The 23245-nt window shown below is 63.5% G+C and carries 25 protein-coding genes; all 25 read right to left on the bottom strand.

Annotated features, from left to right (window positions below; all coding sequences use genetic code 11):
- Window positions 1–42: 42 nt before the first annotated feature.
- The 25 genes from LZ496_RS05330 to LZ496_RS05210 all read right to left on the bottom strand — a co-directional run bounded on the left by LZ496_RS05330 (window position 43) and on the right by LZ496_RS05210 (window position 23244).
- The gene (locus tag LZ496_RS05330; RefSeq protein ID WP_249903550.1) at window positions 43–1074 is read right to left on the bottom strand and encodes a cysteine synthase A; all 1032 of its coding nucleotides are present in this window, start codon (window positions 1072–1074) and stop codon (window positions 43–45) included.
- Window positions 1075–1213: 139 nt separating this feature from the next.
- Entirely contained in the window at window positions 1214–1912 is a 699-nt protein-coding gene (gene trmB, locus LZ496_RS05325) for a tRNA (guanine(46)-N(7))-methyltransferase TrmB (RefSeq protein ID WP_249903549.1), read from the bottom strand.
- Window positions 1913–1927: 15 nt separating this feature from the next.
- Window positions 1928–3160 carry a methionine adenosyltransferase gene (gene metK, locus LZ496_RS05320; RefSeq protein WP_249903548.1) on the bottom strand — a complete coding sequence of 411 codons (1233 nt, stop codon included), beginning with the start codon at window positions 3158–3160 and terminating at the stop codon, window positions 1928–1930.
- A gap of 56 nt (window positions 3161–3216) precedes the next feature.
- Complete coding sequence (gene lnt, locus LZ496_RS05315) at window positions 3217–4788, bottom strand: apolipoprotein N-acyltransferase (RefSeq protein WP_249903546.1); 1572 nt, start codon at window positions 4786–4788, stop codon at window positions 3217–3219.
- Between the two features lie 9 nt (window positions 4789–4797).
- Window positions 4798–6120, bottom strand: coding sequence for a PQQ-dependent sugar dehydrogenase (locus LZ496_RS05310; RefSeq protein ID WP_249903544.1), 1323 nt, complete (start codon window positions 6118–6120; stop codon window positions 4798–4800).
- 63 nt (window positions 6121–6183) lie between these two features.
- On the bottom strand, window positions 6184–7080 hold the full coding sequence (locus LZ496_RS05305) for a hemolysin family protein (protein ID WP_249903542.1): 897 nt from the start codon (window positions 7078–7080) through the stop codon (window positions 6184–6186).
- Window positions 7080–7586, bottom strand: coding sequence for an rRNA maturation RNase YbeY (gene ybeY / locus LZ496_RS05300; protein ID WP_249903541.1), 507 nt, complete (start codon window positions 7584–7586; stop codon window positions 7080–7082). Before ybeY ends, LZ496_RS05305 begins: the two co-directional genes overlap by 1 nt.
- Complete coding sequence (locus tag LZ496_RS05295; protein WP_249903539.1) at window positions 7583–8596, bottom strand: PhoH family protein; 1014 nt, start codon at window positions 8594–8596, stop codon at window positions 7583–7585. Before LZ496_RS05295 ends, ybeY begins: the two co-directional genes overlap by 4 nt.
- Window positions 8596–9924 (bottom strand): tRNA (N6-isopentenyl adenosine(37)-C2)-methylthiotransferase MiaB, encoded by a 1329-nt coding sequence (miaB, locus tag LZ496_RS05290; RefSeq protein WP_249903537.1) that lies wholly within the window; start codon window positions 9922–9924, stop codon window positions 8596–8598. The genes LZ496_RS05295 and miaB overlap by 1 nt, the downstream gene beginning before the upstream one ends.
- A gap of 10 nt (window positions 9925–9934) precedes the next feature.
- The gene (locus LZ496_RS05285; protein WP_249903533.1) at window positions 9935–10663 is read right to left on the bottom strand and encodes a lysophospholipid acyltransferase family protein; all 729 of its coding nucleotides are present in this window, start codon (window positions 10661–10663) and stop codon (window positions 9935–9937) included.
- A gap of 13 nt (window positions 10664–10676) precedes the next feature.
- Window positions 10677–11099: a Fur family transcriptional regulator gene (locus tag LZ496_RS05280; RefSeq protein ID WP_249903532.1), complete on the bottom strand. Its 423-nt coding sequence runs from the start codon at window positions 11097–11099 to the stop codon at window positions 10677–10679.
- A gap of 125 nt (window positions 11100–11224) precedes the next feature.
- A complete protein-coding gene (locus LZ496_RS05275) occupies window positions 11225–11644 on the bottom strand; it encodes a Ros/MucR family transcriptional regulator (RefSeq protein WP_249903530.1) in 420 nt (139 codons plus the stop codon).
- Window positions 11645–11763: 119 nt separating this feature from the next.
- Entirely contained in the window at window positions 11764–12246 is a 483-nt protein-coding gene (locus LZ496_RS05270; protein WP_249903529.1) for a GNAT family N-acetyltransferase, read from the bottom strand.
- Window positions 12246–12872, bottom strand: a complete 627-nt coding sequence (tsaB, locus tag LZ496_RS05265; protein WP_249903528.1) for a tRNA (adenosine(37)-N6)-threonylcarbamoyltransferase complex dimerization subunit type 1 TsaB — start codon at window positions 12870–12872, stop codon at window positions 12246–12248. The genes LZ496_RS05270 and tsaB overlap by 1 nt, the downstream gene beginning before the upstream one ends.
- 76 nt (window positions 12873–12948) lie before the next feature.
- A complete protein-coding gene (locus LZ496_RS05260; RefSeq protein ID WP_249903527.1) occupies window positions 12949–13524 on the bottom strand; it encodes a NifU family protein in 576 nt (191 codons plus the stop codon).
- Window positions 13525–13567: 43 nt separating this feature from the next.
- Window positions 13568–14503, bottom strand: a complete 936-nt coding sequence (mmsB, locus tag LZ496_RS05255; protein ID WP_249903526.1) for a 3-hydroxyisobutyrate dehydrogenase — start codon at window positions 14501–14503, stop codon at window positions 13568–13570.
- A gap of 111 nt (window positions 14504–14614) precedes the next feature.
- Entirely contained in the window at window positions 14615–15391 is a 777-nt protein-coding gene (locus LZ496_RS05250; RefSeq protein ID WP_249903525.1) for an enoyl-CoA hydratase, read from the bottom strand.
- Between the two features lie 104 nt (window positions 15392–15495).
- Window positions 15496–16566, bottom strand: coding sequence for an enoyl-CoA hydratase/isomerase family protein (locus LZ496_RS05245; protein ID WP_249903871.1), 1071 nt, complete (start codon window positions 16564–16566; stop codon window positions 15496–15498).
- A 5-nt stretch (window positions 16567–16571) separates the two neighbouring features.
- On the bottom strand, window positions 16572–18254 hold the full coding sequence (locus tag LZ496_RS05240) for a PHA/PHB synthase family protein (RefSeq protein WP_249903524.1): 1683 nt from the start codon (window positions 18252–18254) through the stop codon (window positions 16572–16574).
- Complete coding sequence (locus tag LZ496_RS05235; protein WP_249903523.1) at window positions 18251–19393, bottom strand: acyl-CoA dehydrogenase family protein; 1143 nt, start codon at window positions 19391–19393, stop codon at window positions 18251–18253. The genes LZ496_RS05240 and LZ496_RS05235 overlap by 4 nt, the downstream gene beginning before the upstream one ends.
- Window positions 19394–19423: 30 nt before the next feature.
- Window positions 19424–19975 (bottom strand): hypothetical protein, encoded by a 552-nt coding sequence (locus LZ496_RS05230; protein WP_249903522.1) that lies wholly within the window; start codon window positions 19973–19975, stop codon window positions 19424–19426.
- Window positions 19976–19989: 14 nt separating this feature from the next.
- A complete protein-coding gene (locus LZ496_RS05225) occupies window positions 19990–20493 on the bottom strand; it encodes a lipoprotein (RefSeq protein WP_249903521.1) in 504 nt (167 codons plus the stop codon).
- 14 nt (window positions 20494–20507) lie between these two features.
- On the bottom strand, window positions 20508–20891 hold the full coding sequence (locus tag LZ496_RS05220) for a VOC family protein (protein WP_249903520.1): 384 nt from the start codon (window positions 20889–20891) through the stop codon (window positions 20508–20510).
- A gap of 2 nt (window positions 20892–20893) precedes the next feature.
- Window positions 20894–22396: a CoA-acylating methylmalonate-semialdehyde dehydrogenase gene (locus tag LZ496_RS05215; RefSeq protein WP_249903519.1), complete on the bottom strand. Its 1503-nt coding sequence runs from the start codon at window positions 22394–22396 to the stop codon at window positions 20894–20896.
- Between the two features lie 68 nt (window positions 22397–22464).
- Window positions 22465–23244, bottom strand: a complete 780-nt coding sequence (locus LZ496_RS05210) for a hypothetical protein (RefSeq protein ID WP_249903518.1) — start codon at window positions 23242–23244, stop codon at window positions 22465–22467.
- Window position 23245 lies beyond the last annotated feature (1 nt).

Below are 23245 nucleotides of genomic sequence, written 5' to 3'. Positions count from 1 at the left end.
CGCTGAGTCGTGTCGGGGACGGCCTATAGGCCTAGGCCGGGCTCAAGCGAAGGCCGGTTCGATGGGTTGCGGATTTTCAAGCCAGGAAGGCGGCTCAAGTCCCTTCGACCGCAGGAACTCCGGGTTGAACAGGCGCGACTGATAGCGGGTCGCCGGGTCGCACAGCATGGTGACGATGGTCTTGCCCGGGCCAAGCTCGCGCGCCAGCCGGATCGCGCCCGCGACATTGACGCCGGAGGACAGGCCGAGCGCCAGCCCTTCTTCCTTGAGGAGCCGGTAGGCGATGTCGAGGCTTTCGGCGTCGGGAATGAAGAAGCTGTGGTCCGGTTCGAACCCTTCGAGGTTGGCGGTCACGCGGCCCTGGCCGATCCCTTCGGTGATCGAGCTTCCCTCGGCCTTGAGCTCGCCGGTTGTATAGAAGCTGTGCATCGCCGCGCCGGGGACGTCGGCGAGTGCGATGGCGATGTCCGGACGGCGTTCGCGTAAGCCGGCGGCGACCCCGGCAAGAGTTCCGCCCGTCCCGATCGCGCTGACGAAGCCGTCAACCTTGCCGTCGGTTTGCGCCCAGATTTCCGGAGCGGTGGTGCGGACATGGACGTCGCGGTTGGCGACATTGTCGAACTGGTTGGCGAAGATGGCGCCTTGCGGATGCTCGCGGGCCAGCCGCTCGGCGGTGCGGGCGGCGACCTTCACATAATTATTGTCGTTCTTGTAGGGGACCGCCGGGACCTCGAGCAGGGTTGCACCAAGCGAGCGGAGCGTGTCCTTCTTTTCCTTGGCCTGCGTTTCCGGGATGACGATGACCGTCTTCATGCCGAGCGCGTTGGCGACGATGGCGAGGCCGATGCCGGTATTTCCGGCTGTCCCTTCGACGATCATTCCGCCGGGGCAAAGTTCGCCGCGATCGATGGCGTCGGTGATGATCCCCAGCGCCGCGCGGTCCTTGACCGAATGGCCGGGGTTCATGAACTCGGCCTTGCCGAGAATGATGCAGCCGGTTTCCTCCGATGCGCGACGGAGCTTGATCAGCGGCGTGTTGCCGATGGCGGCGAGGACGTCAGGGCGAATGTCCATGGCTGCCTAATTAGGAGCGGCCAGTGCAGAACAAAAGCCCTCGTTCGTCCTGAGCGAAGTCGAAGGGCGATTGCATGCCGGCCCTGCTGATCGCCCTTCGACTGCGCCGCTTCGCGGCTCCGCTCAGGACGAACGCAAGTCAGATGCGCCGATAGCGGAATTGATGCGGGACGCGGCCCTGGCGCCGCGCCTTCGCGGCGTAACGCGTCTCCAGCCAGCCGGACGGATAGTCGAGCCATTCGCCCGGCGCCTTCACCTGCCATTCGAACTGGTGGGTGTGGCGCTGCATGATCATCAGGGCCCAGTTCAGATAGGTGGGATCGTCGGTCGCCATCCGGAACTCGCCGCCGGGCTTCATCTTGGCGGCGATGAGGTCGAGCGGACCGTCATTCATCATCCGCCGCTTGGCGTGCCGAGCCTTCGGCCAAGGGTCGGGATGCAAAAGATAGACCATCAGCAGCGACTGGTCGGGAACGCGCCGAAGTACGTCGAGCGCGTCACCCATGTGGACCCGGACGTTGGCCAGGTGGCCGTCACGGATGTGGCTCAGCGCCTGGGCGACGCCGTTGACGAAGGGCTCGCAGCCGATGAAGCCGTGATCGGGAAGCAAGTCTGCCCGATGCGCGAGATGCTCGCCGCCGCCGAAGCCGATTTCGAAGTGGAGCGGGCGGTCGTCGCCGAACAGCCGCTCGGCGGTGATGTCGCCCTCTTCAGGAACCGCGATCGCCGGAAGGAGCGTTTCGACCAGATCGGCCTGGCCCTTGCGCAGCTTATGCCCGCTCGACCGGCCGTAAAGCCGGTTGAGCGTGGTCGGATCGCCTTCCTTGTGTGCTGTCATGACCCGTCGCGCGGCCTAGGCAGCGACGCTTGCGACCTCGTCGAGCGCGGTCTTCAGATCGTCGACCAGGTCGGTCTTTTCCCACGGGAAGAGATCGCCTTCCGGCTTGCGGCCGAAGTGGCCGTAGGCGGCGGTCGGCGAATAGATCGGCTTGTTGAGCGTGAGGTGGGTGCGGATGCCGCGCGGGGTCAGGCCGCCGAGCTTGCCGATGCGGCCGATCGCTGCCTCGATCGTATCGTCGCCAACCGAGCCGGTGCCATGCGTGTCGACATAGATCGACAGCGGCGCCGAAACGCCGATCGCATAGGCGAGCTGGATGGTGCAGCGCTTGGCTAGGCCGGCCGCGACAATGTTCTTGGCAAGGTAGCGTGCGGCGTAGGCGGCCGAGCGGTCGACCTTGGTCGGGTCCTTGCCGCTGAACGCGCCGCCGCCATGCGGTGCAGCGCCGCCGTAGGTGTCGACGATGATCTTGCGGCCGGTGATGCCGGCGTCGCCGTCGGGCCCGCCGATCTCGAAGCTGCCGGTCGGGTTGATGTGATAGACGGTGTTGCCGGTGACGAGGCCGCCCGGAAGCACGTCGGACACGACCTGCTTCACATAGTTGTGGAGCTCGGCTTCCTTGTCGCCCTCGTCATAGCCCTTGGCGTGCTGCGTGGAGACGACGATCGCGGTCGCTTCGACCGGCTTTCCGTTCTCGAAGCGCAGCGTGACCTGGCTCTTGGCGTCCGGCTCCAGGAACGGAGCGCGGCCGGCGTGGCGGTCGTCCGCCATGCGCTGCAGGATCTTGTGGCTGTAATCCAGCGTCGCCGGCATGAGATCCGGGGTTTCGTCGCAAGCGAAGCCGAACATGATGCCCTGGTCGCCGGCGCCTTCGTCCTTGTTGCCGCTGGCGTCGACGCCCTGCGCGATGTGGGCCGACTGCGGGTGAAGGTGGTTCGAAAAGTCGAACTTGTCCCAGTGGAAGCCGGCCTGTTCATAGCCGATGCGCTTCACCGTCTCGCGAACCGCGCGCTCGATCTCTTCGCGGATGCCCGGCGACCAATTGCCGTCCTCGTCCATGATGCCACGCCCGCGGATTTCTCCGGCCAGGACGACCCGGTTGGTCGTGGTCATCGTCTCGCACGCCACGCGCGCTTCCGGATCCTTGGACAGGAAGAGATCGACGATCGCATCGCTGATCTGGTCGGCAACCTTGTCCGGGTGGCCTTCGGAAACGGATTCAGACGTGAAGAGATAGGAGGTGCGCATGGAATACCATCAGTCCTTGGCAGAAATCTGCTAAAAATTAAGATATAAAGGAATCGTTATATGGTCCTGTAGCGAGCGCGGCGGTCCAGCGCAATCGCGACGAAAAGGAGGAGGAAGCCCAACGACAGTGGGATGGTGTTGCCGAGCTTCGCAAACAGTGTCGGTGCGAGCGGGTTGGGGAGGGGCGCGTCGATCATCCCCGCGGTCCGCCACGGCACCGACTGGATGATCGCGCCATGCGGATCGATCAGCGCGCTGATGCCGGTTGGCGTGGAGCGCACGACCGGCAGTCCCTCTTCGGCGGCCCTCAGGCGGGCCTGTGCAAGATGCTGCGGCGGGCCCCAGCGCCCGAACCAGGCGTCGTTGGACGGGTTGAAGATGAAATCCGGGCGGTTGTGTCGGTCGACGACCTGGCCGGAGAAGATGATCTCGTAGCAGAGCTGGAAGCCGACCTTGCCCCAATCGCCAGGCAACTGGATGGTGCGCGGACCGGGCCCGGCGGTGAAGTCCAGGTCGCCCGGGGCGAGGCGTGACAGGCCGATCGCAGACAATATCGGGCGCATCGGCAGATATTCGCCGTAGGGAACGAGATGCGCCTTGTCATAGCGGCCAACAATCCGCCCGAGCGGCTCCAGCGCGTAGACACTGTTGGTAGCGCCATCGACATTCTGGCCGTCGCGCGACGTGAAGCTCAGCCCTCCGGTGAGCAGAATGTCACCGGACCCGAGCGTGCGGGTTGCCCTGAGCCGTTCCTCCTCAATGTATCGATCGGCGCCGGTGCGCGCGTCTTCCAAGGGGTCCGTAACGGCAGCCTCGGGCCAGAAGACCAGGCGCTGGACCGGCTGGCCCTTGATCGTCAGCGATTCCAGCCGCCGATAGGCCTCTTCCTCGAAGCCCGGCCGCCACTTGTCCTGCTGACCGATGTTTGGCTGAACGATACGGATCGGCCGCATTAGAACGGTGCCGCCCTTGTCTTCGGCAGGTGGCGAATTGGGGATGCTTCGAGGTGCCAAGGTCGGGGCAACTTCGCTCGGTGGCGGGACGGCCCAAAGCAAGAGACTTGCCGCGGCAACTCCAGCAAGAGGCTGCCAAGTGCGGCGAAATGCCAGCCACAGGCTCCCGCCGATCAGCGCAACCAAGGCCGACAATCCATAGGTTCCGATAAGGCGGCTTCCGCCGATCAGCGGGGTGTCGGCGAGCGTGACCCCGATCGGATTCCAGGAGAATCCCGTGAACATCGTGGCTCGAAGCCACTCCGTGATTACCCAACCGCCCGCCAGTGCAAGCACCAGCGCGATTTTCCCTTTCTCCCCAAACCGCCACGCAAGCCCGGCGGCCATCGCAGGGTAGATTGCGAGGTAGAGCGACAGCAGCACGACCGCGATCCAGCCGAGCCAGGCCGGCATCGCCGCCTGGAAGGTGAAGGCCGTCGCGATCCAGTTGAGACCGATGCAGAACTGGCCAAGGCCGAAACCCCAGCCGACCAGCAGCACTCGCTTCAATGAGCCTGCGCGAACGATCAGCTCGCACAAGATGGCGATGGCAATGATCATCAGCGGCCACCAGCCGACCGGTTCGAACGCGAATGCGGACAGGGCGCCGACGATCAGCGCAATCAGGAATTGCATGAGCGCTGGCTAGCGGCTGGCGACCCGCTGGGGAAGAGCCGCGCTCACTCTCCAGATTTTTCCGCCGACGTCATCGGCGACCAGCAGGCTTCCATCCCTGGCGATCTGGACGCCCACCGGCCGGCCGCGCGCCACATCGCCGACGCGGAATCCGGAGAGGATCGTGACCGGCTTGCCCGACGGTCCATCGCCGCCGAAGGGCACGAAGACGATTTGGTAGCCGCTGGGATCCTCGCGGTTCCAGCTGCCATGCTCGCCTACGAACGCGCCTTGCGCGAAACGCGCTCCCAACGATTGCCCATCGGAAAAGGTCATGCCGAGCGGTGCGACATGGGGACCCAGTGCAAAGTCCGGAGCGATCGCCTTGGCGACCATATCGGGGCGCGGCGGATCGACGCGCGTGTCCACATGACTGCCGTAATAGCTCCACGGCCAGCCATAGAAGGCGCCATCGCGAACCGAAGTCAGATAGTCCGGGACCAAATTGTCGCCGAGTTCGTCACGCTCGTTCACCACGGTCCACAGGTGGCCGCTCCAAGGATTCCAGTCGATGCCGACCGGATTGCGCAGGCCGCTGGCGAAGATGCGGTAAGCTCCGCTTTTTGCATCAACCATCCAGATCGCGGCGCGGCCTTTCTCCATCTGCAGCCCGTTTTCGCCGACATTGCTGTTCGATCCGACCCCTACGAAAAGGAATTTGCCGTCGGGCGACGCGACCATCGACTTGGTCCAATGATGGTTATAGCCGGAGGGAAGCTCGGTAACATGACGAGGCCGAACACTGATGCTCGTCTGTCCGGGCTGGAAAGGATAGGCGACGATCCCATCCGCATTGGCAATGAACAGCTCGCCATTCGCAAACGCCATTCCGAACGGGGAGTAGAGTTCGGAAAGGAGCGCCAGCTTGATTTCGGCGACACCATCGCCGTCACCGTCGCGGAGCAGGCTGATCCGATTGGCACTGCCATGGTTTGAGCCCGCTTTCTTCATCAGCAGCTTTTGGACGAAGCCCTTCACATTGCCGCCGGTCTTGTCGGTTCCGGGGCTGTCGGATTCCGCGGCTAGCACATCGCCGTTGGGCAGCGCCAGCAGCCAGCGCGGATGTGTCAGGCCGCCGGCGAATTCGTTGACCGCAAGACCGGCTGCGGGCGTCGGCTTCGCTCCCGCTGGCCAGCCTTCCCCCTTGGCGACATTGACGGTTGGAATTGCGGTCTGGCGCGGTTCGTCGAGCTGCGGATTGGAGCCTTGTACTTCGCTAACGTCCCTGGTCGCCTTTTCGGCACAGGCAGTCAGCGCAAGGGCAACGGCAATCGAACAGGGCAGCAGGCGCATCGAACTTTCCTTTCGGCGCCCCTCCGCTGCCGGAACAAACGGAGGAAGGTGCGAAAGGATGCGCTACTTGCCGGTTGGCAGTTCCGAGGACGACGCCGGTTCGGGCGCATGCAGCCGGACACGCACGATCTTGCGCGGATCGCTGTCGACCGCCTCGAGGCGCCATCCCGAGGAATGGAGCACCGATTCTCCCTTGGCCGGTATCCGACCCGTCAGCAGGAAGACGAGGCCGCCAAGCGTGTCGACCTCGTCATCGGCGGTGGCGAGATTCCGGTCGACGGATTTTGCTAGCTCATCCAGTTCGATACGGGCGTCCGCTTCCCACAAACCCTCTTCGAGCATCGTCAGCATGCCTACGGCCTGCTCGTCATGCTCGTCTTCGATCTCGCCGACGATTTCTTCGACGACGTCCTCGATCGTGACCAGCCCTTCGGTCCCGCCAAATTCATCGACGACGATGGCCAAATGGATGCGCTCGGTGCGCATTCTCGCCAGCAGGTCGAGGACGCCCATGGATTCCGGGACAAACAAGGGAGTGCGAAGCAGGCCCTCGACCGTGCGCGGCCTGGTCGGGTCCTTCTGCGCCTTGAACACGTCCTTGATGTGAATCATGCCGATGACTTCGTCGAGGTCGTCGCCGGTAACGGGAAGGCGGCTGTGCTCGGCCTCGGCGAATGCCGCGATTAACTCGTCGAACGTGACGCTCGACTTCACGGAGACGATGTCGCCGCGGGTTACCGCCACCTCGCCGACGGTGCGGTCGCCGAAGTGGAGCAGGTTGCGAAGCATCTGCCGTTCCGTCGGCGACAGGTCGCCGCGCTTGATCGGTTCATCCTCGGCTTCGTCGATCGCTTCTTCGATCTGGTCGCGGAGCGTCGCCTCATGGTCCTCGCCGAACAGCAGGGACCTCATTCCGCGCCACAGCCGGTTGCCGCCTTCTTCCTCGTTGCGCGTGGCCATCAGCGTTCGCCCTCATAAGGGTCGGCAATGCCCATCCGGGCAAGGGCGCGGGTTTCGCGTGCTTCCATGTCGGCGGCACTATCGTCGTCCATATGGTCGTAGCCAAGCAAATGAAGCGTTCCGTGCACCATCAAATGGGCGGCGTGGCTTTCCAACGGGATTCCCTTTTCAGCGGCCTCCGCGGCGCAAACGCCACGCGCAAGAATGACGTCGCCGAGCATCAGTTCTGGCCCAGCATCGCTCGGCCCGTCGAGATCCTCGGGTTCCGCCATTGGGAAGGAAAGGACATTGGTCGGCTTGTCCTTGCCGCGCCATTCGGAATTCAGGGCATGAACCTCATCATCGCTCGTCAGCCGGACAGACAGCTCGACACTGCGGGCTCCGGAGCCAAGCTGCGGAAAGGCGCTTTCGGCAATGGCGGCGACGGCGGCAGACTGGGCGAGTTTCGCCCAGTCGTTGCTACTGTCCCACTCCGCGTCGGAATCTATGGCTATATCCAGCGTCATTTCCGATCCGGGCCCTCATAGGCTTCGACGATCTTGCCGACGAGCGGATGGCGGACGACATCGGATGCGCCGAAGCGAACCATCGAGAGCTTCGGGATGCCCTCCAGCTTTCCGACGGCGTCTGCGAGGCCCGAGGTAACACCAGGCGGCAAGTCGGTCTGGTTGGGATCGCCACAGATCACCATGCGGCTCCGCATGCCGAAGCGGGTGAGGAACATCTTCATCTGCTGCGGCGTGGTGTTCTGCGCCTCGTCGAGGATGATGAAGGCGTCGTTCAAGGTACGGCCGCGCATGAAGGCGATCGGCGCGATCTCGATCTCGCCCGAAGCGATGCGGCGCTCGACCTGCTCCGTCGGAAGCATGTCGTAGAGCGCGTCGTACAGCGGGCGCAGATAAGGATCGACCTTTTCTTTCATGTCACCGGGGAGGAAGCCGAGCCGCTCGCCGGCTTCGACCGCCGGCCGCGACAGGATCAGCCGGTCGACGCTGCCCGAAACGAGCTGCGACACGGCCTGGGCAACCGCGACATAGGTCTTGCCGGTGCCGGCGGGACCAAGCGCGAAGATCATGTCGTCGCGGGCCAGGCATTCCATGTAGCGGGTCTGGGTCGTCGAGCGCGGGACGATGGTTTTCTTGCGCGTGCGGATCATCACCGTCGGCGGCGACGCCACCTCGTCGGTGATAATTCCGTCCAGCGCCGGCTGGTTGGCCATGCCGATCACGGCCTCGACCGCGGCGGCATCGACATCCTGGCCCTGGTCCAGCCGATTGTAGAGGCCGACCAGAACATCGCGGGCGCGGGCGGCGGCGTCGGGGTCGCCTTCGATCATCACCCTGTTGCCGCGCGCGGAGACATTCACGCCCAGCCGATCCTCGATCATGATCAGGTGGCGGTCATAGTCGCCGAACAATGGGCCAAGGAGGTATGGCTGCTCGAATTCCAGTTCGAGCCGGGCGCGGCCTTCGATCCGGACATCATGGTTGGCGGCTGCCAGTTCGCGCTTGGACATCAGGCAGCCTTTGCAGTCTGGAGGACGCCGCCGAGACTGTTCGGAAGCGCATGGGTCACAGTGACGTCCAGCATGTCGCCGATCCCGGCGTCGGTTTCGACGAACACGGACTGGAGCCAGGGCGACTTGCCGATCATCTGACCGGGCAGCCGGCCCTTCCGGTCGATCAGGATTCGGGTGTCCTTGCCGATGGTGGCGCGGTTGAAGGAGAGGCTATGCTCAGCGAGACGGGCCTGAAGCCGCTGCAGTCGTTCGTCCATCACCTCTGGTGCCACCGCTCCTTCCATCAGCGCCGCCGGAGTGCCCGGGCGGGCGCTATATTTGAACGAATATGCCGAAGCGTAACGCACCGCATCGACGATGGATAGCGTCGCCGTGAAATCTTCATCCGATTCCCCTGGGAAGCCGACAATAAAGTCACCAGAGATGGCGATGTCGGGCCTCGCGGCGCGAACTTTTTCCAGCGTACGGAGGTAGGAATCGGCCGAATGGCTGCGGTTCATTGCCTTGAGGATGGAGTCCGAACCCGACTGCACCGGGAGATGCAGATAGGGCATCAGCTTGTCGACCTCGCCATGGGCGGCAATTAGCCCGTCGGTCATGTCAGTTGGATGACTGGTGGTGTAGCGGATCCGCTCCAGCCCATCGATCTTCGCCAGCGCGCGGATCAGCGAATCCAGCCCGCCGGCGCGGCCCTTCTCATCTTCGCCGTCCCATGCGTTGACGTTCTGGCCGAGCAGGGTGATTTCGCGCGCCCCGCCGTCCACCAGCGAATGGGCTTCCGCGACAATGTCGGCCCAGGGGCGGCTGATCTCGGCGCCGCGCGTATAGGGTACGACGCAATAGGTGCAGAATTTGTCGCAGCCTTCCTGCACGGTGAGGAAGGCGCTGGGCCCGACCTTGCGGCGGGCGGGGAGGGCGCCGAACTTGGAAATCGCCGGCATGTCGGTGTCGACCGGACGTTGTCCGGCGGCAGCCTCGGCGATCATCTCCGGCAAGCGGTGGTAGGCCTGCGGTCCGACGACAAGGTCGATCATCTTCGACCGCGACTTGGCTTCCGGCCCCTCGGCCTGGGCAACGCAGCCGGCGAGCGCGACCATCGGCTTGCTGCCATCCTCGCGGCGCAGTCGACCGACGTCCGAATAGGCCTTCTCGGCCGCTTTTTCGCGGATGTGGCAGGTGTTGAGGACGACAAGGTCGGCATCCTCGCCGTCGGCGGCCGCCCGCATGCCTTGCGCGCCGAGCAGCTCGGACATGCGCTCGCCGTCATAAACATTCATCTGGCAGCCAAAGCTTTTGACGCGGTAAGTCTTGGGAAGTTCAGTCATTTGTGGGCGCCTATAGGCCGTCCCGACCTGCCAAGGAAGATAGTGCGGCCGCAATCGATTGCTGCGCGCTTTTCGCCAGATATTTGCGGTCATCGGAGGGCGCGAGCGGTTCCAGCAAGCGGACGGTCACCGCCATGGTGCCTCGATTGCCGAGAACTCGCTTGAAATTGACCATTCCCGGCTCGCCGCTGTGCCAGCCGACGACATCGGCGTGGTCGCCATAATCGATCGCGACTGGGCGAACCTTTACATCCTCCGGAGCCGGGGCGACCGCCTCCAGCAAGGTCGAGCGAAACTTGAGCAAGTGCCGCCCGCTGCCGGTGGTTCCCTCGGGAAAGACGGTCAGCGGCTGTTGATGCTCCAGCGCTTCGGTAATCCGCTGGACCTGGACGAGTGAATCGCGGCGTGCCGCGCGGTCGATGTAGAGCGTGCGGTTCTGGTCCGCGATCCAGCCGAGCAATGACGTATGTTCTAGTTCGGCCTTGGAAACGAAGGCCGACCCAGCCCACCCGCCAAGGATCAATATGTCGAGCCAGCTCGTATGATTGGCCACCACCAGCGTATGTGCCTCGAGCGGCCTTCCTTCCAAATGCGGCCTTACGCCGGCGATCAGGCCCGCATGACGCAGGAAGCGAGGCGGCCAACCCGATTTCCGCAGCACCAGCTTCGACAGCAGATGCGGCGGCACATAGAGGAAGAAAAGTCCGACGAGGCCCGCAAGGCGCAGGCCATAAAGCAAGGCTGACCGGCGCTTAGCGCTCGCGGTCAATGGCGACGCCGTAAAGTTCCATACGGTGGTCGACCAGCCGGAAGCCGAGCTTCTCGGCGATCCGCTTCTGGAGGAGCTCAAGTTCCTCGTCGACAAACTCGATGACGTTGCCGGTCTCAACGTCGATCAGGTGGTCATGGTGCGTTTCGGAGGCGGCTTCGTAACGCGACCGGCCATCACCGAATTCGTGGCGTTCCAGGATGCCCGCCTCTTCGAACAGCCGGACCGTGCGATAGACGGTCGCGATCGAGATGTTGGGATCGATCGAGGCGGCGCGTGCGTGAAGCGTCTCGACGTCCGGATGATCCTCGCTCTCGCCCAGCACCCTGGCGATGGTACGGCGCTGTTCGGTGATGCGCAGGCCCTTGTCGGCGCACAATTGTTCGATGTCGATCTGGCGATGCATGGTTGTGAGGTAATGTCACATGCTTCCGAATGGAAGCCCGTCATTGCGAGCGAAGCGAAGCAATCCAGCTAAATTCAGAACTGGATTGCTTCGTCGCATCCGCTCCTCGCAATGACGGGGAGAGGTTACTTGCCTTTGGTCTTCCGCCGCTTGGTGCCCAGCCCGATCGACTTGGCCAGCGTACGGCGCTGTTCCGCGTAATTCGGCGCGACCATCGGATAGTCGGCCGCCAATCCCCATTTCTGGCGATATTGATCGGGGGTCATTTGATAGTGTGTCATCAGATGCCGCTTCAGCATCTTCAGTCGTTTGCCGTCCTCGAGGCAGACAATATAGTCCGGCTTGATCGAAGAACGAATTGGAACCTTGGGTTCAGGCTTGGCTTCGGCTGCCGAGCCCGCACCCGACAACGCTGACAGGGCGCCGTGTACGTTCTGAATCAACTGAGGCAGGTCATTTACCGCCACACTATTATTGCTGACATGCGCCGCGACGATGTCAGCGGTTAGCGTGATCAGCGTGTCGTCGTTCCCTTGATTGTCCATTGTCTGTATCCCGAGCACTATTGAATACCGCACGGCCCCCCGACCGCCGATACTAGATAAGCACTACTACCGCTCTATTGGCCCGGCAAGCAGAGAAGTTCTCGGGGTTTTTGCTTATTTCAGTCCGCTAACATCAAGGTGACCGCGTCAAACGATTGACCTTCGGGACCATGGTAATAGTTGCGGCGTCGACCGGCCGGGACAAAGCCGGCGGAGTAATAGAGTCCGAACGCGGGGTTGCCGTCCCGGACTTCCAGATGAAGCTTTCGGGCGCCTCGGCGGCGCGCAGCGTCGATGAAGTCGTCAAGTAAAGCTTGCCCGATCCCGCGGCGCTGCGCGTGGGAAGCAACCGCCAGCAATAATAGTTCGGCCTCGTCCTCGACGGCACGGACAAGCGAAAATCCGGCCGGTCCTTGGTCATCCTCGGCAATCGTCATCGAGACGCCGCTCATCGGCATGATCCCGGCGCATTGCGAGCGGGTCCAGGCCTCTCCGAAGCTCGGCGAAAAGGCGCTGTTCATGATGGCCATGACCGCATCCAGATCATCGACCTCGCCGTTGCGCAGGAGGATCGAGGTCTCAAGCTGACGGCGGGTCGCCATCAGGCTGCCTTCGGACGCGCGTCGGGCGCCCGCGCGTAGATCGGTTTGCATTCCAGCATTCGAAGCAGCTCGGGAAGATTGAGGGCGCGGCTGGCCGACGGCAGGATCGCCAAGGCCTCGCCAGAATGGCGCGCCTCGACAAGGGCATCTGCGCCGGTTCCGACGACCAGCGGAGCATCGACCTTCATCGCTGCCGCTTGAGGGCTCAGGTTCTGGACCGGACCCGACGCCGACATCTTCTTGCGGTCGAACGACTGGACGAACAATTCGCCATGTCCGCCCGACAGTGCCGCCGCGATCTTGCCCTCACCTGGAGGGGCGGAGGCAGCGAGCAGAGCGAGGCTGTTCATTCCGGCCAGCGGAACTCTCCAGCCGATGGCCATTCCATGGGCCGCGGCAATTCCGACGCGAAGCCCGGTGAAGCTGCCCGGCCCGACGCCGACCAGGATGCGCGACGGCACGTGGCCGTCCAGCATCTCGTTGATCATGGGAACCAGGCGTTCGGCATGGCCGCGGCCGATCACTTCATCACGCGAAGCGACGACGGTTCCGTCCGGCTCGAGCAGGGCGGCGGTGCAGGCGGCGGTCGAAGTGTCGAACGCGAGGATCAACGGCAAAGACTCCATGAACCTTCAACCCATGGAGGCACAGGCCGTGTCCATGGGCAAGCAAAAAGCGGAAAAGGATAATGAAATCAGTCGGTCAGACTGCTTCGATTGTCTCGACTTCAGGCACGTAATGCTTGATCAGGCTTTCGACGCCGCGCTTCAACGTCACCATCGAGGACGGGCAGCCGGCACAGGCGCCCTGCATTCCAAGGTAAAGCGTGCCTTCCTTGTAGCCGCGATAGACGATATCGCCGCCGTCCTGTGCCACGGCCGGCCTGACCCGGGTTTCCAGCAGTTCCTTGATCTGGTCGATGATGTCGGCGTCTGCCGGATCCTCGTCGAAGCTCGGTTCGTCTGCCGCGACATCAATCCCTGCCGCCGAACCCTGCTTGAACAGGGGGGCATCGAGCATGAAATGATCGAGCAGGATCGAGAGGACATCCGGCTCCAGCTGGTCCCATTCAACCGTCGGCGCCGCGGAAACCGAAACGAAGTCGCGTCCGAAATAGACGCCATCGACCATGCCGGTCGCGAACAGGGCTTCGGCCAGCGGGCTGGCTTCGGCGGAATCGGCATTGGGGAAGTCGCGGCCGCCGGACTGCATCACGGTGCGTCCGGGCAGGAACTTGCGCGTCGCCGGATTTGGCGTCTTTTCGATCTCGATCAACATGGGGGCGATGTGGTCCTCTTCTCCCCTCCCTTCAAGGGAGGGGTTAGTCTAATGCCGTGACCGGCGGCTCCACATGCTTTTCGCCCTGGGGCGAGTCCCAGCTGTCGTCGATCATCTTGATCAGCGCGGAGAAATCCTTGTTGCCGCCGCCAAGGTCCACGAACCGCTGGAACAGCTCCTCCGCCTCGCCGCCCATTGGCGTGTAAGCGCCGGCAGACTGCGCGGCTTCCATCGCCAGCTTCAAATCCTTGAGCATCAATGCAGCCGCGAACCCGCCCTCATATTCGCGGTCGGCCGGGGTTTCGGGGCCGACGCCGGGGACGGGGCAATAGCTGGTCATCGACCAGCACTGCCCGCTGGCCTTGGACGAAATGTCGAAGAAGACCTTGGGGTCGAGCCCAAGCTTCTGCGCAAGGACGAAGGTTTCGCAGGTTGCCGCCATGCTCGCACCGAGAAGCATGTTGTTGCAGATCTTGGCCGCCTGTCCGGCACCCGGATCGCCGGCGTGGATCACCGCCTTCCCCATTTTCTCCAGAAATTCGCGGGCCCGTTCGAACCCGTCCTGGCTGCCGCCAACCATGAAGGTCAGGGTGCCGCCTTCGGCCGCGGCGATTCCGCCGGAAACCGGAGCATCGACCATGACGTAGCCCTTGGCTTCCGCCTCTGCCTCGACCGCTCGGGCGGTCGCGACATCGATGGTCGAACAATCGATCAGGATCGCGCTGGCCGGGGCCGCGCCGAATACCTGCGACCGATAGACCTCGGCGACATGCTTTCCGGCCGGAAGCATGGTGACGACGGCATCGGCATCCTTGCACGCCTCGGCCGCGGAACCCGCGCGCTTGCAGCCACGCTCGACGGCATGCGCCAGCGCTTCCTCGCTGAGGTCGAAGGCGCGGACCTCATGACCCGCCTTGGCGAGGTTGGGCGCCATTCCGCCGCCCATATGTCCCAGCCCGATGAATGCGATCTTCGCCATTAAAATTCCTTCCGTCACCCTGAATTTGTTTCAGGGTCCATTTCTCCACCCGCGCCGCCCTTCAACAGGATGGATGCTGAAACAAGTTCAGCATGACGGGTGAGAGGAGATCTACTTACCCTTCCACTCGCCCGGGCGCTTTTCGACGAAGGCGGCCATGCCTTCCTTCTGGTCCTCGGTTCCGAACAGGCCGTGGAACAGGCGCCGTTCGAAGTTGATCCCTTGCGCCAGGCCCATTTCATAAGTCGCGTTGACCATTTCCTTGGTCGCGAGGGCGGCAAGCGGAGCCATGGCGGCGATCGTCTCGGCGGTCTTCAGCGCCTCGTCGAGGAGATCGGCGGCCGGCACGACCTTGGCGACAAGGCCGCTGCGCTCGGCCTCGTCGGCGCCCATCATGCGGCCGGTAAGGCACATTTCCATCGCCTTGGCCTTGCCGATCGCATGGGTCAGCCGCTGCGAACCGCCCATGCCCGGCGTCACGCCTAGCTTGATCTCCGGCTGGCCGAACTTGGCGTTGTCGCCAGCAATGATGAAGTCCGCCATCATAGCGACTTCGCAACCGCCACCGAGCGCGAAGCCGGATACGGCCGCGATCCACGGCTTGCGGGTCGCCGTGACCTTCTCCCAGCCCGCGAAGAAGTTGGACGAATACATGTCCGCGAAGCCTTGCGACTGCATTTCCTTGATGTCGGCACCGGCGGCGAAAGCCTTCTCCGATCCGGTCAGGACCAGGCAGTGCTGGCTGGCATCCGCGTCATAGGCGGCAAATGCGTCGATCAGCTCCTTGAGCACGGTCGAGTTGAGGGCGTTCAGTGCCTGCGGACGGTTCAGGGTGACGAGCGTCACGGCGCCCTTCTCTTCAACCAGGATGGTTTCGTAATTCGCCACTCTAACCTCCGTCGCCCCAGCGGAGGCTGGGGCCCATGTCTAATTGTCGTGCCATGTCGTCAGGACATGGATCCCAGCCTTTGCTGGGATGACGCCTGGTGGCGTCAAAAATCAAACGGCCGCCATTGCTCCTCGACGGGCAGCGGCTCGAAAAAGGCTTCGACCTCAGTATTGCCGATGACGGCCGGATTGGTCGGGTGCCAATTGGGGTTGTTGTCCTTGTCGATCAGCAGGGCGCGGACACCCTCCTTGAAGTCCGGATGATGGATCAGGCGGACCATGATCCCATATTCCATCCGCATCTCGTCGACGAAGTGGAGCTGGTAGGGGCTCTCCTGAAGCAGCTTCAGGCTGACCTTGCAGGCCATGGGCGACTTCTTGCGGATCGTCGCCGCCTCGGTCGCGGCCCATTCGTCGCCCTCTTCGGCGCCCATGTCGAGCGCGTCGAGGATTTCCTCCAGCCGGTCGGACGCGAAGTAACGGTCGATCTTGGCGAGGTTGGCCTTGATCCGCGCCGGCGGGACGTCATCCTCGGAAAGCTCGTCGAGGATGGCCTCGACCTTGAACGGCTGGGCCATGATCCGTTCCTTGGCTTCTTCCAGCCGTTCGGAAAGGATGTAATGGGTCGCGAGGCGAAGCGCCTTGCACTCGGCGCCGTCGAGGCGGGCACCCGTCAGCGCCAGGAACTGCGCCAGCCGTCCGCGCAACCGCGAAAGGTAGCGGCCGCCGCCGACGTCCGGGAAGATGCCGATCGTGGTTTCCGGCATCGCCAGCAACGTGCGCTCGGTCGCGACGCGGAAGCGGCAGGGGCAGGCGATCCCGACCCCGCCGCCCATCGTAACGCCGTCCATGAAGGCGACGCCGGGCTTGGGGTAGGTATATTCCAGATGGTTCAGCCGATATTCGTCGAAGAAGAAGGAACGCGCCGCAGCCTCGGCACCTTCGACATTCTGCGAAATATCGACCACGTCGCCGCCGGCGCAGAAGCCGCGGCCCTCGGCATGGTCGATCAGGATGATGCGGACATCCGGGTCGTTGCGCCACTCGATCAGCGCGGCCGCCATATCGCGGACCATCTGGCGATTGAGGCTGTGCAAGGCCTTCGGGCGATTGAGCCGAAGGCGGCCGGCAAGGCCTTCCTTGAAGGTCAGTACGTCAGCATTGAGATCGGTCATCAGGTTCATTTCATCATCGCATAGCGGCCGGGCGCTGGCTCGATCCCGTCCTTGATGGTCCTTGCGGCCACCGACTTCTTGGAGCCATTGCCGGTCAGCCATTGGATCCAGGTCGGCCACCAGCTTCCTTCGTGGCGGGTCGCCGAGGCGAGCCAGTCACTGGCATTGGCCGGCTGCTTCTCGTTCATCCAGAAGCCGTGCTTGTTGGCGGCTGGTGGATTGATCACCCCTGCATTGTGGCCGGATCCGCCGAGGATGAAGTCGGCGCTGATGTCGCGGGCGCCGCGATAGACCGCTTCCCACGCCGAGACGTGATCGTCCTTCAGCGCGATGACCAGCATCGGCGTGGTGATCGCGGCGAGATCGATCGGAACGCCGCCGACCTCGAAGCCCGCTGGCTCCTTCAGCTTGTTGCTGAGAAGGAGATCGCGGTTGTAGCTCTTGAGGAAGGCCGCCGGGATGCGGGCTCCATCCTCGAACCAGTAGAGCAGGTCGCTCGGCGGTGCCGGGCGGTCGAGCAGATAATGGTTCACCACCGACGACCAGATGAGGTCGTTGGCCCGCATTGCCGCGAACAGGCGCTGCAGCTCCAGGCTGTCGATGAACCCCTGGCTTTCGAGATGATCCTCGAGCGCGGCGAGGTGACCCTCGTGAACGAACGCCGACCAGTCGCGCATGTCCGCGAAATCGACCAGGCTCCCGATCAGGGTCGCACTATTGACCTCGTCGGCGCGCTTCTGCGCAGCAAGCCAGGCTAGCGCGATCGCGACCAAGGTGCCGCCCAGGCAGAAGGCGAACAGGTCGGGCGACTGGCCGGTGCGCTTCCGGACCTCGCCGATCGCAGCGCCAATCCCGTCGGTCACATAATCGCCGACGCCCTTGTCCTTATGCGCCTCGGTCGGGTTGACCCAACTGATGACGAAGACCGTGCGGCCCTCGTCAACCAGCCATTTGACCAAGCTCTGCCGCGGGACGAGGTCGATCATATAGTAGCGATTGACCAGGGGCGGGACGTAGAGCAGCGGCTCGGCAGCGACCTTCGCGGTCGTTGGCGTGTACTGGATCAGCTGGAACAGCTCATTTTCGAACACCACCTCGCCGGGCGTCGCGGCGATGGTCTTGCCCTTCTCGAACGCGGTCGGATCGGTGCGGCGCTGGACGATGCCCTTGCCGCTGGCGATGTCCTCCATCAGGTGCGCGAAACCCTGGACCAGGTTGCCGCCGTTGGTTTCCTTGGTCCGCTTGACCACCTCGGGGTTGGTCGCCGCGAAATTGGCCGGCGAAATCGCGTTCAGATACTGGTCGAGAAGGAAGCGGACCATGGCCTGGTTGCGTTCACTGTCCTTGCTGAGTGCGACCACGTCGCGCAGTTGCTGGGACGCCAGCAGATAGGCGTCGCGGATCGCGCGATAATAGACATCGTCCTGCCATTCCGGAGCGGCGAAGCGCCGGTCGCGGGGCTTCTCCGTTTCCTTGCCGGACAGGGCGCCCATCCAGAACTGGCCCCATTGCTGCGCGGCGGCGACCTGCACCTGCATGAGGTCGGTCGGCTTCATCGCCAGACCCATGGCGAAATCGCTGGTTGCCTGGGCGATTGCGAAGGGGTCGAACGGCAAGGTCGGCTTGACGTCGCCCTTCACCATCTTCTCGGCGGCTTCATTGAGCCGGCGGGTCAGGTCAGCAATCACTGGCGGGTTAGCTCCCGTCCGACGATCATCCGCATGACCTGGTTGGTGCCTTCCAGGATGGAGTGGACGCGAAGGTCGCGCCAGAAACGCTCGATCGGATAGTCCATCAGATAGCCGTAGCCGCCGTGAAGCTGCAGCGCGCGGTCCACGACGGACGAGCCGGTGTCGGTCGCAAGCCGCTTGGCCATGGCCGCGAACTTGCTCTTGTCAGGCGCGTTGGCGGTCACCTTGGCAGCGGCGACGTAGAGCAGGTAGCGGGCTGCCTGCAGCTCCGTTTCCATGTCAGCCAGCATGAACTGCGTATTCTGGAAATCGGCGATCGCCTTGCCGAACTGCTTGCGATCCTTGGTATATTTGACCGCCTCGTCGAGGCAGCGCTGCGCACCGCCGAGCGAGCAGGCGCCGATGTTGAGACGGCCGCCGTCGAGGCCCATCATCGCGATGCGGAAGCCTTCGCCCTCGCCGCCGACGCGGTTGGAAACGGGAACCCGGACCTCGTCGAAGTTGACTTGCGCGGTCGGCTGCGAATGCCAGCCGAGCTTCTTCTCGTTCGCGCCGAAGCTGACGCCCGGCATGTCTTTTTCGATGACCAGCGCGCTGATGCCCTTGGGGCCTTCCTCGCCGGTGCGGACCATGGTGACGTAGATCTCATTCTCGCCGCCGCCGGAGATGAAGGCCTTGGATCCGGAAACGACATAATGATCGCCGTCCTTCACCGCCTTGGTCTTGAGCGCCGCAGCGTCGGAACCCGACGACGGTTCGGTCAGGCAATAGCTGGCGATTTTCTCCATCGGGATCAGCGAGGGCAGATATTTCTGCTTCAGCTCGTCGGATCCGAAGCGGTCGATCATCCAGCTCGCCATGTTGTGGATGGAGATGAAAGCGCTGGTCGATGGGCAGCCATAGGCCATGGCTTCCATGATCAGCGCGGCTTCGAGGCGGCCTAGCCCGATCCCGCCACTTTCCTCGGAAACATAGATGGAGCCGAAACCGAGCTCCGCGGCCTGGCGGATCGTGTCGCGCGGAAAGATATGCTTCTCGTCCCACTCCCCGGCGAAGGGTGTGATCGCGTCGGCGGTGAATTTTTGCGCCATTTCCTGGATCTGGCGCTGGTCATCGGTCAGGTCGAACTGGTGCATGGGGAGGGCGCCTAGCACCCAGTTTGCGCCTTATCCAGTGGGGCGTGCGGCACCGCAGCGGCGGTAGGCATATCGCTGCCCGCCGGATATGCGGATCAGCGTGTTGCTGCTGCCGGTGAGGACCAGCTTTTCCTCCCGCTCCGAACCGTCATATTCGAAGATGCCGGCAAAGCGTTCGGGACTGTCCTCGGTCGCCTGGGTAAGCCGGCCGACCGACTCGCCGCTCATCAGCGCGTCCGGTGTGATCACCAGCGCATTGCCGAGCACCTCGCCCGGGCGGCAATCCTCGGGCCTCGTCGCCCAGCGAGCCTGGAAGGCGGGCGGAATAGGGCCGTCGGCAACCGGTTCGACCGCATTGTCGATGAGCTCGTTGCCCATCTCGTTTCCAACCTCGTTAGCCAGCGGCTCCTCGACGACCGGCGCGGGCGGCGGTTCGGGATTGTCGCTGAGCTCGATGTCGGGAAGCTGGGGCGCCGACTGGGAAGCGCGAATCTTCTCGTCAGTCAGCACATCCTCGTCGCTCGGGCTGCCACAGCCCGAAAGGCACAAGACAAGCAGTGACGCAGCGAGGATCGGCTTCATAGGCTCGCGGCCTATCAGGCGCAGCGCTTGTACGTAAAGGTGCCTTCCTCTTCGGCGCGCTTAAGCGTGTCGCCGGTACGGGTGAGGGTCATGACCTTCTTCCAGTTCTGGCCTTCACCGGTGAAGTCGAACTGCCCCGCGAAGCTGGTGGCGATTGCGGGACGCTGTTCCTTCAACGTCGCGACCGCCTCATAGAATTTGACCGTCGTGTCGCCAATCGTGATTAGCCCCTTGGCATCCGAGCGTCCCGGCTGGCAGTCGTTCGGGACCATACCCCAGCGACCGCGATACTGGGCCGGGATGAAGGCCTGGTTGGGGTCTTCCGACCCGGCATCGTCCGCTTCGTTCAGCCCTTTATCATTCCGGGCCGCCGTCTCTTCATTACCCTCGTCAGGGGGCAAGGTTTCGACATCGCCGGTGGCGTTATTGCCTTCGTCGATGGCGATATTGTTGGGGTCGTTCTGCTGGCAGGCGGCAAGCGCCAGCGCCAGGACAATTGCTGTAGTCGTTCGTTTCATGCCCAACCAACGCCCTAACCCAAATTAGGTTCGATCAGGTCCCAACGATTGCCATACAAGTCGCGGAACACCGCAACCGTGCCATAGGGTTCGTAGCGCGGCTGTTCCTCGAACAATGCGCCTGCCGTGATTAGCCGAGTATGTACGGCCTCGAAATCGCTGACCTCGGCGAAGAAGCCAACACGGCCGCCATGCTGGTTACCAACGGCGGCCTGCTCCTCAGGCTTTTTCGCCTTGGCGAGGAGGATACCGCGTCCACTTTCGTCCTCGATCACGACCCAGCGCTTGCCGTCGCCATGATCGTCGTCCGCCGCGAGGCGAAATCCCAGCGCATTCACATACCAGTCGATCGCCTCGTCATACTCGCGGACGAGCAGCGCAGTCAGCGCGAGCCGCATCGTCACCCCATCGTTGGAATGACGAACGCTTCCTTATGATCGCCCATCGGCGAACCGTCCGGCCAGCGCTGGGTCACGACCTTGGTCTTGGTCCAGAAGCGCAGGCCTTCCTGCCCATATTGGCCGATGTCGCCGAAGCCGGAGCGCTTCCAGCCGCCGAAGCTGTGGTAGCTGACCGGCACCGGGATCGGCACGTTGACGCCGACCATGCCGACGTTGACGCGGTTGACGAACTCGCGGGCGGCATGGCCGTTGCGGGTGAAGATGGCGACGCCGTTGCCATATTCATGGTTCGACGGAAGGCTGACTGCCTCCTCGAAGCTGTCGGCGCGGACGATCTGCAGCACGGGGCCGAAAATCTCTTCCTTGTAGCTGCGGAAGTGCGGCTTCACATGGTCGAACAGGGTCGGGCCGACGAAGAAGCCCTTCTCATGGCCCTGCAGGCTGAATCCGCGGCCATCGACGACCAGCTCGCCGCCCTCGTCGACGCACATCTGGATGTAATTCTCGACGCGCTGCTTGTGCGCTTCATTGACCACCGGACCATAGTGGGCCTCCGGATCGGTCGAGATGCCGACGCGCAGCTTCTCGATCGCCGGGACCAGCTTTTCGCGCAAGGCGGCGGCAGTGTCGTCGCCGACCGGGACGACCACCGGCAAGGCCATGCAGCGCTCGCCGGCCGAGCCAAAGGCTGCGCCGGTCAGGTCGTTGACTACCTGGTCGAGATCGGCGTCGGGCATGACGATGCCATGGTTCTTGGCGCCGCCGAACGCCTGCACGCGCTTACCGTTCGCAGTGCCCCGCGAGTAGATATACTGGGCGATATCGCTCGATCCGACAAAGCTGATGCCGGCGATGTCGGGATGATCGAGGATCGCGTCGACCATTTCCTTGTCGCCATGGACGACGTTGAGGAGGCCGTCGGGAAGGCCGGCCTGCTTCATCAGCTCGGCAAGGCGCACCGGAACCGTCGGGTCGCGTTCCGACGGCTTCAGGATGAAGGCGTTGCCGCAGGCGATCGCCATTCCGAACATCCACATCGGGATCATCGCCGGGAAGTTGAACGGCGTGATGCCGGCGCCGATGCCGAGCGGCTGGCGCATCGAATAGACGTCGATGCCCGGACCCGCGCCTTGCGTATACTCACCTTTCAGCGCCTGCGGGATGCCGCAGGTATATTCGATCACTTCAAGGCCGCGCTGAATGTCGCCCTTGGCGTCGGCAACGACCTTGCCATGTTCGCTGGCGAGGAGCTCGGCCAGCTCCTGCATATTCGCTTCGATGAGTTCCCTGAACTTGAACATGACGCGGGCGCGGCGCTGCGGATTGGTTGCGGCCCAGGCCGGTTGTGCGGCGAGGGCGGCATCGACCGCCTTCTGAAGCGTCGAGGGGGTTCCTAGGCCGACCTTGGCCTGGACTTCGCCGCGCGACGGGTTCCACACATCGCTATCGCGCGAGCCCTCGGCGAGGGACTGACCATTGATGAAATGTTCGATGCTACGCATTGGGGGAATCGAAGCCTCTTGCCTGATTGGAAAGTTGGCCGCTCACTAATCCCCGATGGCGCCTCTGGCTAGGGCGTTGCCTTCGGCGCGGGGCAGTTGGCGTAATGGCCCGTCAGGAGCGCGGCCCAAGCCTTCGGTCCGCCCGGCTCTACATTCTCAAGCCTCAGCCGAAAGTCCTTATATTCCATGTGGTTGGGAAGGCCCAGCTGCGCATCGACGATGAACCAGTCCTTGGCGTCGACCCACAGCGTGCCAGATGACGGCGAAGCGCCTTCCACGCGAAGGTCAAACCGCCGGGTATCGCGGCCGAGATGCTGCTCCTCCCCGGCGAGATGCGCACGAAGCATTCCGAGATCGCGGAACGTTGAAGGGTCGGCGGGCCAGACGACCGGCAGCGCGTAGGAAAAATCATATGTCGGATGATTTTCCTGAAGGAAGCTGTTGAGGTCGGCGAAGTCGAAATCGTAGAGCAGGAACGAGGTAGCCCGGAGCGCATGCCTCGCCTCGATCCGCTTGCCGCCGGGCGGCGTGACGTCGGCCCAGAGGGTCAGGCTCTCGGGATCGAGCGTCAGCCTGCCGAACTGCCTCTGCGTTCCGTTGGGGGCGACCCTACCGGCGAAGAACACCCGGCCGCTCCGCGTGTCGTCATCCATGTCGGCTGTGACATAGGCGGCCGTCGTGCACTTGCTTACCCATTTGTAGACCGAGATGGTCCGCTTGCTGGGCCGATAATGGACGACATGCTCCGGCTGGCTGCCGTCGATATTGGAACGGACGTAGTGATAGATGGGTGAAGGAGCCGATGGCGCCGCAGCAGCCGTCACCGCTGCGATTACTGCTAACAACATC

The sequence above is a fragment of the Sphingomonas caseinilytica genome, assembly GCF_023516455.1.
Lineage (GTDB): Bacteria > Pseudomonadota > Alphaproteobacteria > Sphingomonadales > Sphingomonadaceae > Sphingomicrobium > Sphingomicrobium caseinilyticum.
The sequence above is the reverse complement of the archived record's forward strand: the minus strand, read 5'-3'. Positions and strand labels throughout refer to the sequence as shown.

Excerpts from the sequence above, each read along its gene's own strand:
- LZ496_RS05330 (WP_249903550.1), bottom strand. The coding sequence starts at position 1,074 with ATGGACATTCGCCCTGACGTCCTCGCCGCCATCGGCAACACGCCGCTG.
- lnt (WP_249903546.1), bottom strand. The coding sequence starts at position 4,788 with ATGCAATTCCTGATTGCGCTGATCGTCGGCGCCCTGTCCGCATTCGCG.
- LZ496_RS05310 (WP_249903544.1), bottom strand. The coding sequence starts at position 6,120 with ATGCGCCTGCTGCCCTGTTCGATTGCCGTTGCCCTTGCGCTGACTGCC.
- LZ496_RS05275 (WP_249903530.1), bottom strand. The coding sequence starts at position 11,644 with ATGGACAATCAAGGGAACGACGACACGCTGATCACGCTAACCGCTGAC.
- LZ496_RS05230 (WP_249903522.1), bottom strand. The coding sequence starts at position 19,975 with ATGAAGCCGATCCTCGCTGCGTCACTGCTTGTCTTGTGCCTTTCGGGC.
- LZ496_RS05210 (WP_249903518.1), bottom strand. The coding sequence starts at position 23,244 with ATGTTGTTAGCAGTAATCGCAGCGGTGACGGCTGCTGCGGCGCCATCG.
- miaB (WP_249903537.1), bottom strand. The coding sequence starts at position 9,924 with ATGACTGAACTTCCCAAGACTTACCGCGTCAAAAGCTTTGGCTGCCAG.
- LZ496_RS05260 (WP_249903527.1), bottom strand. The coding sequence starts at position 13,524 with ATGTTGATCGAGATCGAAAAGACGCCAAATCCGGCGACGCGCAAGTTC.
- LZ496_RS05305 (WP_249903542.1), bottom strand. The coding sequence starts at position 7,080 with ATGGCCACGCGCAACGAGGAAGAAGGCGGCAACCGGCTGTGGCGCGGA.
- tsaB (WP_249903528.1), bottom strand. The coding sequence starts at position 12,872 with ATGGAGTCTTTGCCGTTGATCCTCGCGTTCGACACTTCGACCGCCGCC.
- LZ496_RS05295 (WP_249903539.1), bottom strand. The coding sequence starts at position 8,596 with ATGTCCAAGCGCGAACTGGCAGCCGCCAACCATGATGTCCGGATCGAA.
- LZ496_RS05270 (WP_249903529.1), bottom strand. The coding sequence starts at position 12,246 with ATGGCGACCCGCCGTCAGCTTGAGACCTCGATCCTCCTGCGCAACGGC.
- LZ496_RS05215 (WP_249903519.1), bottom strand. The coding sequence starts at position 22,396 with ATGCGTAGCATCGAACATTTCATCAATGGTCAGTCCCTCGCCGAGGGC.
- LZ496_RS05220 (WP_249903520.1), bottom strand. The coding sequence starts at position 20,891 with ATGCGGCTCGCGCTGACTGCGCTGCTCGTCCGCGAGTATGACGAGGCG.
- ybeY (WP_249903541.1), bottom strand. The coding sequence starts at position 7,586 with ATGACGCTGGATATAGCCATAGATTCCGACGCGGAGTGGGACAGTAGC.
- LZ496_RS05245 (WP_249903871.1), bottom strand. The coding sequence starts at position 16,566 with ATGACCGATCTCAATGCTGACGTACTGACCTTCAAGGAAGGCCTTGCC.
- metK (WP_249903548.1), bottom strand. The coding sequence starts at position 3,160 with ATGCGCACCTCCTATCTCTTCACGTCTGAATCCGTTTCCGAAGGCCAC.
- mmsB (WP_249903526.1), bottom strand. The coding sequence starts at position 14,503 with ATGGCGAAGATCGCATTCATCGGGCTGGGACATATGGGCGGCGGAATG.
- LZ496_RS05235 (WP_249903523.1), bottom strand. The coding sequence starts at position 19,393 with ATGCACCAGTTCGACCTGACCGATGACCAGCGCCAGATCCAGGAAATG.
- LZ496_RS05280 (WP_249903532.1), bottom strand. The coding sequence starts at position 11,099 with ATGCATCGCCAGATCGACATCGAACAATTGTGCGCCGACAAGGGCCTG.
- LZ496_RS05225 (WP_249903521.1), bottom strand. The coding sequence starts at position 20,493 with ATGAAACGAACGACTACAGCAATTGTCCTGGCGCTGGCGCTTGCCGCC.
- trmB (WP_249903549.1), bottom strand. The coding sequence starts at position 1,912 with ATGACAGCACACAAGGAAGGCGATCCGACCACGCTCAACCGGCTTTAC.